General features: G+C 45.5%; 7 protein-coding genes. 4 read left to right on the top strand and 3 right to left on the bottom strand.

Annotated features, from left to right (window positions below; genetic code table 11):
• Positions 1 to 16 precede the first annotated feature (16 nt).
• From BUB30_RS19940 to BUB30_RS19930, 3 genes are all read right to left on the bottom strand, one after another.
• Entirely contained in the window at positions 17 to 3,142 is a 3,126-nt protein-coding gene (locus BUB30_RS19940) for a SusC/RagA family TonB-linked outer membrane protein (protein WP_221408757.1), read from the bottom strand.
• A gap of 210 nt (positions 3,143 to 3,352) precedes the next feature.
• Entirely contained in the window at positions 3,353 to 4,384 is a 1,032-nt protein-coding gene (locus BUB30_RS19935; protein WP_073137508.1) for a GntR family transcriptional regulator, read from the bottom strand.
• Between the two features lie 25 nt (positions 4,385 to 4,409).
• Positions 4,410 to 7,730: a glycosyl hydrolase gene (locus BUB30_RS19930; protein WP_073137506.1), complete on the bottom strand. Its 3,321-nt coding sequence runs from the start codon at positions 7,728 to 7,730 to the stop codon at positions 4,410 to 4,412.
• 499 nt (positions 7,731 to 8,229) lie between these two features.
• Here BUB30_RS19930 and rhaT point away from each other — a divergent pair, with 499 nt between their 5' ends.
• From rhaT to BUB30_RS19910, 4 genes are read left to right on the top strand one after another with little or no spacing between them, the layout of a single operon-like run.
• Entirely contained in the window at positions 8,230 to 9,285 is a 1,056-nt protein-coding gene (rhaT, locus tag BUB30_RS19925) for an L-rhamnose/proton symporter RhaT (protein WP_073137504.1), read from the top strand.
• Between the two features lie 20 nt (positions 9,286 to 9,305).
• Positions 9,306 to 11,426, top strand: a complete 2,121-nt coding sequence (locus BUB30_RS19920) for a bifunctional aldolase/short-chain dehydrogenase (RefSeq protein ID WP_073137502.1) — start codon at positions 9,306 to 9,308, stop codon at positions 11,424 to 11,426.
• 31 nt (positions 11,427 to 11,457) lie between these two features.
• Positions 11,458 to 12,732 (top strand): sugar isomerase, encoded by a 1,275-nt coding sequence (locus BUB30_RS19915; protein WP_073137500.1) that lies wholly within the window; start codon positions 11,458 to 11,460, stop codon positions 12,730 to 12,732.
• 2 nt (positions 12,733 to 12,734) lie between these two features.
• A complete protein-coding gene (locus BUB30_RS19910; RefSeq protein ID WP_073137498.1) occupies positions 12,735 to 14,105 on the top strand; it encodes an FGGY-family carbohydrate kinase in 1,371 nt (456 codons plus the stop codon).
• Positions 14,106 to 14,117 lie beyond the last annotated feature (12 nt).

Below are 14,117 nucleotides of genomic sequence, written 5' to 3'. Positions count from 1 at the left end.
TTTCGTTATCATCGCATTACTTGAATGATGCATTTAGACCAAATGTATAAGTTACAGGCACCGGAAACGTTGCCCAGTCAAAACCCATATTGGTAGCATTAACCGCCGACTGGTCACCGCCTGTAGCAGCATTGGCTTCAGGATTAGGACCTCTGTAGTTGGTGAACCTGTAAAGGTTCTGAACACTGGCATAGAGCCTTACGCCACTAATGAAATTCCTCTTGAGCGGAACGTTGTATCCAAGCGTGATGTTTCTGACCGTGATATTGGATCCGTCACTGATGAATCTGGTATGGAACCAGTCGCGCTCGTTCGCTGTACCGCTAGTCGTCTTGCCGTACTTACCGGCGCCCGGGTTTTCCGGAGATCTCCATCTGTCTTTAACCTCTTTGAGCACATTGAATACACCATCGAGGTTGGTTGTACCTTGATCGGTCATGACAGCAACGCTGTTGCCGTGTGTACCTGAGAGCACAACCGTGAGGTCAAAATTACTATACCGCACCGTGTTCGTGAGGCCAAAAACAGCTGTCGGGAAAGGGTTTCCAATATATGTTCTATCGTCTTTATCACCGCCATTGGTAATTACGCCGTCTCCATTGACATCTTTAAACTTGACCGTCCCAACTTGAGAAGCCGCCGCTTTAGGTGAACTATCAAAGTCCGCTTGGTTCTTGTACACACCATCCTGCACCATACCCCAAAACTGACCAACTCTATGGCCTACTTGAGTCAACGTAGCATAACCGTTTTGACCGCCGTAGATCCTGTCAACTCCAGCCGACAGTGCAACAACTTTATTATCGTTAAATGCGATATTGAAATCGGTATTCCATTTTACCTTACCAACGGTATTCTTGCTGCTGATCGTAAATTCATGACCCCAGAACTTGAGCTCACCAATGTTACCATTGAAGTTTTGGAAGCCCGATTCTTGTGGAACAGCGACGCTGTAAAGAAGGTTACTCGTGTTCTTTGTATAGAAATCATAAACAAAACTGATTCGATCATTGAACAAGCCAACGTCTAACCCGACATCAACTGCCTTTGTGGTTTCCCAGCCAAGGTTTTTATTACCGAGTGTTGTCAAACTTGCTCCAGGGGCGAGTGTCGACCCGAAAATCGCGTTTGTAGTGGTGCTGACCGTTGCGTATTGCGTATAGTTACCGATGTTGTTGTTTCCGACGGTGCCATAGCTAGCTCTCAGCTTTAACACAGAGATCGGCTTCACACCACTCATGAATGCTTCATCGGAGATATTCCAACCTGCGGAGACAGAAGGGAAAGTACCCCACTTGTTATCCGAACCAAATCTAGACGAACCATCCCGGCGTAAGGCAACGGAAAAGAGATATTTACCTTTGAAGTTGTAGTTCGCGCGGGCGAAATAGGAAAGAAGGCTCCATTCCTGAACGTCGTCCCGGCTTTGTGTCCGGTCAATGTTAGTGGCAGTTTGAAGGGTTTTTAGGCGATCATCAGAAAAATCCGTCCATCTGGTTTGCGTATAATCCATTCGATAACGCTGTGATGAAAATCCCCCCAGGATTTCAAGGTTGTGATCTCCGAATGACGTCTTGTAGGTAAGCGTATTTTCATTCAACCACGAATAGTAACGTGTCTCGTTGCGGATTGAAGTCGAAATAGTTGGCGGCGGAGGTGTAAACAACGCCTCAGATGCGGTCGTTGGCTTAAAGTTTATGAAATTACTATTTCCAACATCTGCGTTGAGACTCGTCTTAAACGTTAAACCCTTCAGTAGTTCGAACTGAACAAATGCGTTCGAGATCAGTCGTGTCGTTTGTGTTTTGTTTGTTACATCGTTCAGTGATCGATACCAGTTCGGCGTAGGGAACGCGCTCACTCCGGGAATAAATGCAGTCAATGGCACAGTGCCATCCGCATTTTTGTACGGTAGAATTGGCCATGTAAGCAAAGCATTGTTAAGTAAACCACCGGGTACAGCTGAATTTTGGTTTGTAGCATAAAACGCGCCATCTGTACTAGGGGTATTATTAATAGAAAATAATGGTGCTGCATTAAATCCTATTTTTACCTTATCTGAGACTTTATATTCAGTATTGACCCGCAACGAGTATCGCTTATAATTGGAGTTTAACAAAACACCGTCCTGATTGAAATAACCAAGTACCGCCGAGGCAGATGCTTTATCATTACTCGACGCCAACGACACGCTATAGTTCTGGATTGGCGCTGAGCGCAACATGGCATCATACCAATCATAGCCTTTTCCATATTGCGACGGATTTTGAAATGCAGGATCTGGCGTAACGCCAAGATCTTCTGCCGATTCTTTTTTAAACTGCGCGAACTCCTGACCATTCATTACTTGAGGGCGACCCTTTTGTGGCACTTGCTGTACTCCATAGTAGGCACTGAAGCCTACAGTCGTCCTACCAGCTTGAGCCTTCTTGGTTGTAACCATTACAACACCATTGGCAGCTCTTGACCCATAGAGCGAAGTAGACGCTGCATCTTTCAGCACTGAAATGTTCTCAATCTCGTCTGGGTTAATATTGCTAATGTCACCAACAATTGGAAAACCATCCACAACATAGAGCGGGTCACTTCCAGCTACCAATGAGATCTGTCCACGAATCCTCACCTGCATACCTTGTCCGGGCTTACCAGTATTCTGACTGATCTGAACGCCCGTGAGTCGACCTTGCAATTTCTGCGTAATCTGCGAAACCGGGATGTCTTTGAACTCATCCCCTTTCACTTGCTGAACAGACCCAGTGACTTCGCGTTGACTTTGTGAACCATAACCAACAACAACGACCTCGCCAAGGGTCTGAGTATCCGGTTGCATTACCACGTCGACTGAACTTTTTCCATTTAAGGGGATCTCTTGCGTACTATACCCGATAAATGAAAACACAAGAACAGCGTTAGGGTCTTCAACGTTTATCACGAAACTCCCATTCGCGTCGGTTGAAGAACCCGTCGATGTTCCTTTGACAATGACGTTCACTCCAGGGATCGGCGATCCGTCGGCACCGTCTGAAATCCTTCCGGAAACCCGCGAACCTTGAGCATGCGCTGGTTGATAACAAAGCATCGCTGCCAGCAGAAGTGCCAACAGAAATACTCCTTTCCATTGAGATGTAAAATTTTTACTCATAAACATTTTCGATTTAAGTGGTGAGTGTTTGAGTTGATATAGAGTACAAATTGCAAACGTGTGCGAAAATAACTGTCATGATGTGTGATGATCTCTCATGGACTGTACTGATAGCATAGTCTTCTATTAAAATTGATAACGGGCATAGGCAATCCGTTAGTGGAAGATGGTATCCTCACTTGGACGCTAAAGGCCTCAAAATTCCTTCTCCTACAGTGAAGGGCGCAGGTTAAGGTAAAAAGGAACCTCTATTTGGGCTCTCGAATTTGTCAATATCAGTTCAGCCGCTTTTTCACCAATCATTTTAAAATCCGTCGATATAGTCGTGATCCCATCAAGTATTACCTTCTTTACAGGTGTCTCATTATAAGAGATCACACCCACGTCTTTACCGACGACAAGGTGAGTAGTAATGATTTTTTCTATAAGCCTCACCAGGTCGTCCTCCATTAAATTTATGAACACTTCCCCGGCGTTAATAGGCTCATCCAGTATATTATGAACCACTTTGTGATTAAAGGCATAGGCAACACAGAAGTTGCTAAAGCCTTTCAGGATTTCCTTTGGAAAATAGGAATACTCAGGAAAGATGATCTTAATGGTATGATATTTTGACAACTGAGGAAGGGCTTGGTTCAAAGCCTCAAAAATGTCTTTCTCAAAATTTTCATAGACAGCGCCAAACGTGCCGGTAACCTCCGGTTGGAGTTTATCGACCAGGATCAGTTTGTTTTTGTCAATCAAATTGATGACTTCGTGGGCATTCTCTCCTCCTTCCAAAAAATGCGGTATGATCACATAATGCGTGTATCCATCTTTTTTGCTGCTCAACAATTTCTTAAAAAAGGAAAAGTTATTGTCATAGATATAAAAATCAATAGCCGCTTGTTGATCGAGGGCCGCTACAAAGGAATCGTATATTATCTTCTTGTGAGGGCTCAGCTTATTGAAGAGTAGAAAAACCCTCAACGGCTGACTGATCTCTGTGTTTTTAATAAAATAGCCCTTCCCAGGAACAGACGCAATCACTCCCAAGTCCTTCAAGTGCTTGTATCCGCGTTCGGCAGTGTCGCGTGAAATTTCAAATTCAATACTCAAGTCATTCAGCGATGGAAGAATATCATCCTTTTTAATATACCCCATCTGGACCCCGTTTATAATACAGTTAACCAACTGCTGGTATTTTGGAGTCGCTGATTGATCGTCAAGAACGATATGGTCGTAAATAGGTGACTTACTCATAGCAAGCTTGTTCAAAAGCCTCTAATTAATAAGAAAGAATCTTTACCGGGCCAAGCAAACCGGAAGGCAACAATGGTGAACTCGCTTGATAGAACGGCATAGTTGTGTACGTGATTCTGTTTGCAACGCCTGGTTGTTGATCTCCGATCAAACGATTCACCCAAAGGTTAGTAACCCTTATTTCAATTGTATTTTCACCGGCCTTTAACTGGTTGGAGATGTCAACACGAAATGGCTTCTTCCAAACTATTCCCATTGACTTTCCATTTATCAAAACTTCAGCAAGGTTCTTCACCTCACCCAAATCCAACCATACCTGAGCTTCAGCATTGAGCCAGCTTTTATCGGCTGATACCGATTTCGTATAAATTGATGTGCCTGAGAAATATTTTATTCCAGGATCGTCGCTTTCTGTAAATGACACCAACTTGTCAAATGATGCTGTCGCTGGTGCGCCGCGATCCTTCTGAAAACTCACTTTCCAGTTTCCATCTAATGTTGAAAGTATTTTCTCCTGTGCCAAGGTTTGAACAACGGCAGCTTTTGCATTATTTCCGAACACGACAAACACCGCATCATTTGGACTGAGACGCAACTTAGCCTTCGTTATTCCATTGAGGGTGCTAAAGGAAATGGCTTCCGATTTACCGGTTTCAGGATGCCAAAGCTCCGGAACCTTTCCGGAAATTCTGAATTCAACATCTACGTTTTCGTCCTGGTCGGTGCGATTATTTACCCAATAAATATCGCGGCCAGGCAATTGCCTGTGGACATACAGAAGATTTGATTTCGGGCTGGCTTTCGTATAGGCAAAGTCCGGGCCGATCTTGAGGGAAGACAATACCTCTGCCAATGCTTTATTTTGAAAGACGTTCGAATTTCCGGAATTCCAGATTTCATTTACTAGCTTTTGAAACTCATTTTGATCATCTGATAAACTCGGCGTCGCTTCGGGTTTCGGACCGGTTATTACAACCCCATCCTTCACCAACTTGCTAAGTTTCCGCAGCACGGGCAAAGACATTCTTTTTGCATTTTCATCCAGTGCCAAAACCTGGTACACCATCCCACTTGGGGTTGTCAATTTCTTATCCTTTGCAGCGATCAAGTTTACCAGTATATCTGCATTGATAAAGTCAAAATTGTAACCTGGCGGAATATTGGGCATCTTTTTTCCGAACAAACCGGTAATGTTATTATCTTCCCCATAGTAATACACCACATCTGCTACAAATTTCCCTTGTTGTAATAGATAGGAACTGCGACTTAAGTAGTCAGTCCACGCCTTGGCTTGCTCTGCCCAGGTATCGTGTCTGTTAAACCATTGACCGAAAGGTCCAAGACCCAGCCCGGGAATTTTGTCATCCACAGGTTGATGCACTGACGTATGAATGACGAATCGGTTAAGTCCATGTGCCAACGCGAGATCCGCAGTTGGCTTTAATATCTCGGGCGAATAGGACCACGCAGCAGCCGGCACCCCTAATGCCGTAAGGGATTCTGCGGCAACTATATTTTGGCCATAGATATGTGCAACCGAAGCAGACTCACGAATATCTGCTGTATGGTAGGTCAAGTCATTTTGATTGATAAAAACGTTTGGCGTCCAGATCGCCGACATGGGAACCGCGGCGGTTCGCTTTACCTCCATGCCGTCGGCAATAAGCGCCCGACCATTTTCGTGGGATTCCGAATAGCGCTTCATCCCGCGCTCAGCGAGAATTTTAGTGAGCCCATCATAGTGATACTCGGCAACCATATCACTCAACGTTTTCCTAAAATCAAAGAGAAATTGCTCACTGGCTTCCGGGCTTTTCACAACGTTGCCCGCCAACACCGGCATCCACTGTAACATGCTGTAGCCACGTCTCTTCTGAAACTCTCCAGGAAGGTTGGCGGTCCAGTTTTGCGCTCCCGCCTCCCAACTGTCTGTCACCATATACTGCAAGCCCCTTTTTCCCATCAAACCGCCAGTGGCGTCCTTGTATTGATCGAGATAGGTTGCGAAATATCGTTTGATGGCTTCAGGATCCAGCTTGTCAACTTCTAATCCCGTTGCCTCTGGCGATGCCGGATGGTTGTTAATCCCCATCAAGGAATATCCGAATCGGATTACCTTCCACTCTCCACTTGGAGCTGTCCAGCGAAGCACGCCATCCTCACCCAATTTGCTGGTTAGGTCCAGGATATCTGAAGTCCCAACAACATCAATCGTTGGCGGAGTAAGTTTTAAAAAAAGTGCTGCGTCGGGCACGAAAGCATCCTTCTCTTCAATCATTTGAACCCGAACTATCGGATGAAGGGCAACTTCCGCAATGCGAGTTCCGGGAGGCGTAACCGGGGGCCCGCCGCCACCCATCATAGCAGCAAATCCATTGGCTTGTGCCGGCGGATTCTTAACGGATACTCTAAAATATTTCGCGGTTGTTACGGGTATATTGATGGTTTGCTGAAGAACTCCTCCAGGCGGAATCACGCAAATAGATTTAAAATGAACTCCGTCATCGCTGGCCTCCAATGTTCTTGAATCTTTAGGGTCGGCTCCCATGCCGAAGATCCCGGCGTAACCTCCGCCCACCATGGTTATGGCTTTAATGGTTTGAGGTTGTGGGAATGCAAATTGAATCCACGCGAATCCGGACACAGAATCTCTTGGCAAAAGAATCGAGGTGTTTAAATCGCCATCAGTCAATTGCTGTAGGGAGAACTTCCCACCGCTTGATGTTACGGCTGCCTTTAAATCATTTAAAGACTTGTCGGCAGCTGGTAATCTGAAAGCGATCACTGCAACATCCTTATAGAACAGCGGCAATTTTTCCGCCTCGACAGACTCTCCAAAACCAGGGAGTTTGACAATATTCTGAAAAGGTCCAGTAATGCCGGCCTGTCTCTCCAATTTAATATTGGAAGCGCCACCTTTTACGCGGGTCTCCGTCCACACCAACTTCTTCATACCATCCTCGGGCTTCACCCACGGGCCGCCCGTCTCACTCCACCCTGGTGACCCCGCAATGGCCATCTCCAGACCTAATGAATCCGCCAGCTTTGTAGTATACCGAAATGCATCCTTCCACTCGGGAGTCATGTACGTAAGCCGCTTTTGCACAACTTGAGGCGTCATCAGGCTGGCATCAAAATTCTGAAAACCGCCAATACCGGTCCGCTTCATCCAAAGTAAGTCTTTGCGGATACCATCCTTTGTAATATTTCCATTCATCCAATGCCACCACACGCGCGGCTTAGCTGCATCTGGCGGTGAAACAAACATCAAATAGGTACTATCCGTCTGAGCGATAGCCACGCATTGAAAAAAAAGAAATGGGATCAATAAATGTACTTTTTTCATAAAGGGTCCCTCATACAATCAAATATAAGGTTACCTGACATCCGTACTGTCATGCTCTGTCATGCCATTTGAAAGTGTAAATTTTACAACATTTGCAGTATTGTTATCTGGCACCTAAACTTTTAGACCTTCTAATCCGTTGAATCTGACCGCTTAAGATTTGAACTCACCACAAGACATTGGATGCAGATAAACAAAGCCATGGCACCGCAACATTTCGTCTTGAACCAGAACCGCAACTTCTATAAACACTCGCGACCATAGCAGCGCGCAGTTGAGCAGTATCTACTTAAAGTGAGTTTGTAGTTTGCGCTGAACGAGATGTCAAGTGCAGACAGCGCAGGATGCCAACATCATGCTAGTATGCATTACATAACACATACCGGTAGCGACAAAATTGCATGACATCTTTGATTGTTAAATCGAAAATGCGGTCATACCAGTTCATGACAGCTTGTTTGTGGTCGATACCTAAATTTGAAAAGACTAAATTAAAATCATGACGGCTGTTTTAGGGATCGTGTTTCATTTCATTGGAGGTTTCGCATCCGGTAGCTTCTATCTTCCATTCAAAAAAATAAAAGATTGGTCATGGGAATCTTACTGGTTGGTTGGGGGTCTGTTCTCCTGGCTAGTCGTTCCACCGCTTGCCGCAGCCCTAACGATCCCGGCATTCGCATCCGTTATTTCCTTCACACCGATTCATGTAATTGCCTTGACTTACCTCATGGGTACCCTCTGGGGCATCGGCGGTCTAACCTATGGCCTAGGCATTCGATATCTGGGAATGTCCTTGGGAAATTCGGTGACGTTGGGTTATTGCGCGGCGTTTGGAGCGCTGATACCTTCCATTTACTACGCCATAAATCACGTTGACGGAAAGGTCTCCTTCCATGACCTGCTGGCGAGTAATGGCGGTCGACTTGTCCTTCTTGGTGTTTTGGTTTGCCTTGCCGGCATTGCGCTTTGCGGTTACGCAGGCATGATCAAAGAAAAAACTTCCGAATCTGGTGGGCAAAACAATTCAATTGTTGAATTCAATCTATTCAAAGGACTCGGTGTCGCTACGATTTCGGGTATACTTAGTGCTTGCTTCAACTTCGGGATCGAGGCGGGTAAACCTATGGCCGAGATGGCCGTACAGGCAGGCTACAATCCCCTCTTTCAAAATAACGTCACGTATGTTGTTTTACTGTGGGGAGGCTTGACAACTAATCTAGTCTGGTGCATTTTCTTGAATTTCAAAAACGGAAGTTTCAAAAATTATACAGATAGCAAAACACGCTTAAGTTCCAATTACCTTTTTGCTGCACTGGCGGGAACCACCTGGTTTCTACAATTCTTCTTTTATGGAATGGGCGAAAGCAAACTCGGCAATGGCGCTAGCTCCTGGATTCTCCACATGGCATTCATTATACTAATATCCAACATCTGGGGAATCCTCTTAAAAGAATGGAGTGGTGTCAATCAAAAAACCAAACTTGCTATAACGGCAGGAATTTTAACAATAGTACTTTCGGTGGTCCTGGTAGGATACGGAAACTCAATTTCATAACGCTTTAACAACCTACAACTATGGAAACGCTTACTCAAACAAAGTTCAAACACGTCAGCTACCTCTGGGACAAAAATAAAGCAGAACAACTCCAGAATGATGAAGTAGGTTTATTGATCTATCGTTCCAATCTGCTTGGAGCAGATCTACGCTTGACCAACTATGGCGGTGGCAACACTTCTTGCAAAGCAATGGCAACCGATCCCCTTACAGGAAAGAAAACAGAAGTGATGTGGGTGAAAGGGTCTGGGGGAGACATCGGCACATTAAAAAGAAGCGGGCTTGCCGCACTCTATGTGGACCGGTTAAGAAGCCTCGAAAATATATACCGGGGCATTGACCACGAAGACGAAATGGTTGAACTTTTCAATCATTGCATTTTTGACCTTGCATCAAAAGCGCCCTCCATCGATACTCCTCTCCATGGTTTCCTCCCCTTTAAGCACATCGACCACTTGCATCCCGATGCGGCCATTGCGATAGCAGCTTCAAAAGATGGAAAGCGAATAACGCAAGAATTGTTTAACGGCACAATTGGATGGGTCGATTGGCAACGTCCCGGGTTTGACCTGGGCTTGAAGTTAAAACAGTGCATCGACGAAAAGCCCGATCTGCGCGGCATCATGCTGGGGTCTCATGGGCTCTTTACCTGGGGTAACACGGCTTATGAAAGCTATGTGAATACGCTGGAAGTCATAGAACGATGCGCCGAATACCTCAAAGAACACTATTCGAAAAAGAAAATCTTCGGTGGCGAGAAAATTAAGAATATATCGAAAGAAGAAAGAAGAGGTCAAGCCGCAGCGCTGGCTCCCGTTCTTCGTGGGTTCTGCTCCAGGGATAACAGAATGATTGGTCATTTCACCGATGACGATCGAGTCCTGGAATTCATCAATTCCAATGACTTGGAACGATTGGCACCCATGGGCACCAGCTGTCCCGACCACTTCCTGCGGACCAAGATCAGCCCCTTGGTTTTGACACTAGAGCCTAACGAAGATCTGAAGGATTGGAAAAAGATCAAGGAGAGAATCGCTCCTGAATTCGAGGCCTACCGGCAGATGTATCAGGACTACTACAAATCCTGCAAACATCCCAATAGTCCTGCCATAAGAGATGCCAACCCTGTGGTGATTTTATACCCTGGAATTGGAATGTTCACTTTCGCCAAGGACAAGCAAACGGCACGCGTTGCTGCCGAGTTCTACATCAACGCCATCAACGTGATGAAAGGCGCTGAGGCAATTTCCACCTACACATCCCTTCCAAGACAAGAAGCTTTCAATATCGAATACTGGTTACTGGAAGAAGCGAAGCTCCAACGAATGCCAAAACCCAAACCCCTTACGGGCAGAGTAGCAATTATAACTGGAAGTGCCGGCGGAATAGGAAAAGCAGTCGCTAAGAAATTCGTAAATGAAGGCGGTTGTGTTGTCTTGAGCGATAACGATCCGACTCGCATTAAACAAGCTGAAGAAGAGTTTAGACTGGAATTTGGCAAAGACGCGTTCACATCCACCCTGCTGGATGTTACCAACGCCGGGCATATCGAAGAGGCAATGAAAACCAGCGCGCTGGATTTCGGTGGGCTGGATATCATCGTTAACAATGCAGGACTTTCCATATCAAAGGCACTCGAAGACCACACAGAACAAGACTGGGATCTGCTTTATGACGTATTGGTTAAAGGTCAATTCCTTATGACAAAAAGCGCCTTAACGATCATGAGGAAGCAGTCGGTTGGAGGAGACGTGATCAACATCGTTAGCAAAAATGCCCTTGTATCGGGCCCCAACAACGCTGGCTATGGTTCAGCAAAAGCCGCCCAACTTCATCTGTCAAGACTAAATGCCGCCGAACTCGGTGCTGACAAAATAAGGGTCAATACAATAAATCCCGACGCAGTCATTGCCGACAGCAAAATCTGGGCTGGTGCCTGGGCCGAAGGAAGAGCAAAGGCATACGGTGTGTCGGTAGAAGAATTGCCATCGTTCTATGCCAAACGGACACTTTTAAATGAAATAATTCTTCCCGAGGACATCGCTAACGCCTGCTTCGCCCTTGTGGGCGGATTATTAAATAAATCAACCGGCAACATTCTCAATGTCGACGGCGGGGTGGCCATGAGCTTCCCGAGATGATCCAATATTTTTTAGCCTAATATTAAAATCAATGAATGTCGAGAAATATAAAATCGAAGAGCTTAATGAGGTCACGATAAAAGTTCATCAACGCAAATTCACGGCCCTACTGGACGAAATTCGCGACGTCGACTCTGTTTTAAAAAAATTATTAGATTTTAACATAGCAATTCCAAGCTGGGCCCTGGGGACAGGTAGAACCCGCTTCGCCAGATTCGCGGGGGGAGGAGAGCCAAGGAGTCTGGAAGAAAAAATTGAAGACATTGGATTGCTGCATAAGTTGAATCAAAGCAGCGGCGCGATTTCCTTACACATTCCCTGGGATATCCCTAAGAGCCCGAACGACATCCGGTCGCTGGCCGCCATGCACGGTATACGATTCGATGCCATGAATTCAAATACCTTTCAAGATCAGCCCGGGCAAAAGCATTCGTACAAATTTGGCTCCATGCAGCATGTCCAGTCGGAAGTGCGCAAGCAGGCCGTTGATCACAATATCGACGTTATCAACTACGGAATTGAATTGGGCTCAAAATCCATCACCGTCTGGTTATCCGACGGCTCCTGCTTTCCAGGGCAATTAAACTTCAGAAGAGCATTTGAAAATACATTAGAAAGCCTTTCGGAGGTTTATAAACATCTCCCCTCCGATTGGAAGATGTTTGTCGAGTACAAGGCATTTGAACCCAACTTCTATTCTACGACCGTGGGTGATTGGGGGCAATCACTATTGTATGCCTCCAAGCTTGGTGAAAAGGCTTATACGCTTGTCGATCTCGGACATCACTTGCCCAACGCCAATATCGAGCAGATCGTAGCCCTGCTTTTGATGGAAGGAAAATTAGGAGGCTTCCATTTCAATGACTCAAAATACGGAGACGACGACTTAACGGTGGGTAGCGTAAAACCCTATCAACTCTTCCTGATCTTCAATGAATTAATTGACGGCATGGACGCAAGAGGTATGAGCCATTCAACAGACCTCGGCTGGATGATCGACGCATCGCACAATGTCAAAGATCCGCTGGAAGATCTAATTCAATCCGTAGAAGCAATCATGATCGCCTACGCCCAGGCCCTCCTGGTGGATAGGGAGCAACTGCGGAAAGCCCAGGAACAAAATGACACCGTGATGGGTCAGGAAATTTTACAGAAAGCATTCCGAACGGATGTCCGCCCACTCGTTGCTGAAGCGAGATTACTTTCCGGCGGCACGTTAAATCCTCTCCAAGCGTTTCGGACTTTAAAAATTCGAGAAAACCTGATTAAAGAAAGGGGATTGAAGACCATCAGCACGGGGTTATAAGCATGAAAAGACAATCGGTAATATTGATCTTTGACGTCGGAAAGACCAACAAGAAGATATTGCTCTTCGACACACACTATCGTCTTGTTTTCGAAAGCTCGGTTCAGCTGCCTGAAATAAAGGATGAGGACGGATTTCCCTGCGAAGATGTACACGCATTAACAAATTGGATTAAAGTTGCTTTCGAAAAGATCCTTTCAGATGAGCGGTTCGAAGTAAAGGCCGTCAATTTTTCAGCCTATGGAGCAAGTTTCGTTTATGTAGACGAAAATCTGTACCCTGTACTGACGCTTTACAACTATTTAAAACCATATCCCGATAGTCAAAAAACAACGTTCTACGAACAATACGAAGGAGAAACCGAGTTCTCAAAAACGACCGCCTCCCCTGTCCTGGGAAGTCTAAACTCGGGGATGCAACTGTTCCGACTAAAAAAGGAAAGGCCAGAGATCTTTGCAAAAATCAAATATGCCTTACACCTCCCGCAATATCTGAGTTCGATTATTACGAAAGCTGCGTACTCTGAAATTACAAGCATCGGATGCCATACTAACCTTTGGAATTTCAAGAGCAATGGCTACCACGACTGGGTATTTCAGGAAGGCATCAAAGAGAAACTCCCACCTATTTTAAAAAGCGATGAGTCCTTCAGCCTAAGCCATAGGGACACTCAGATCGCAGTTGGCATTGGATTACATGATAGCTCCTCAGCCCTTATCCCCTATTTGGCAAGCTTTCATGAACCCTTTGTACTGCTCTCAACCGGAACTTGGTGCATTAGCCTAAATCCATTTAATAATTCCACCCTGAGCACACAGGAGCTCGAAAACGACTGTTTATGCTACCTTACCTATAAGGGCCAGCCCGTAAAAGCATCCCGATTATTCGCGGGATACGAACATGAGCAAAAGGTCAGGCAGCTTGCCGATCAATACAACGTTTCTGTTGATCGAATCACTAAAACCGAGTACAACTCATCAGCCACAAGTATGGTCATCAGTGATGGGGTCCTAAGAAAAACCAAGAAAGTAACCAGCCAACTCCACCCCTCTGACATAAACGAACTTGAAGAAGCTGAAAAAGCCTATCATGAATTGATAATTGAAATTGTCCAAAAGCAAATGATCTCCACTAAACTCGTATTACAAGGGAATATCGTGAAACGCATTTTCATTGACGGAGGCTTTAGCAAGAATAACATCTACATGAATCTCATGGCGGCAGTATTTCCGGAAATAGAAATTTATGCAGCCTCCATCGCGCAGGCCTCTGCGCTGGGGGCTGCACTGGCTATTCACCGTCATTGGAACAATAACTCAATGCCCACCGAACTCATCGATCTAAAGTTCTTCAAAGATGCTACAATAGACTAGAGGTGTACTAAA

Origin of the sequence: Chryseolinea serpens (assembly GCF_900129725.1) — a bacterium.
Lineage (GTDB): Bacteria > Bacteroidota > Bacteroidia > Cytophagales > Cyclobacteriaceae > Chryseolinea > Chryseolinea serpens.
The sequence above is the reverse complement of the archived record's forward strand: the minus strand, read 5'-3'. Positions and strand labels throughout refer to the sequence as shown.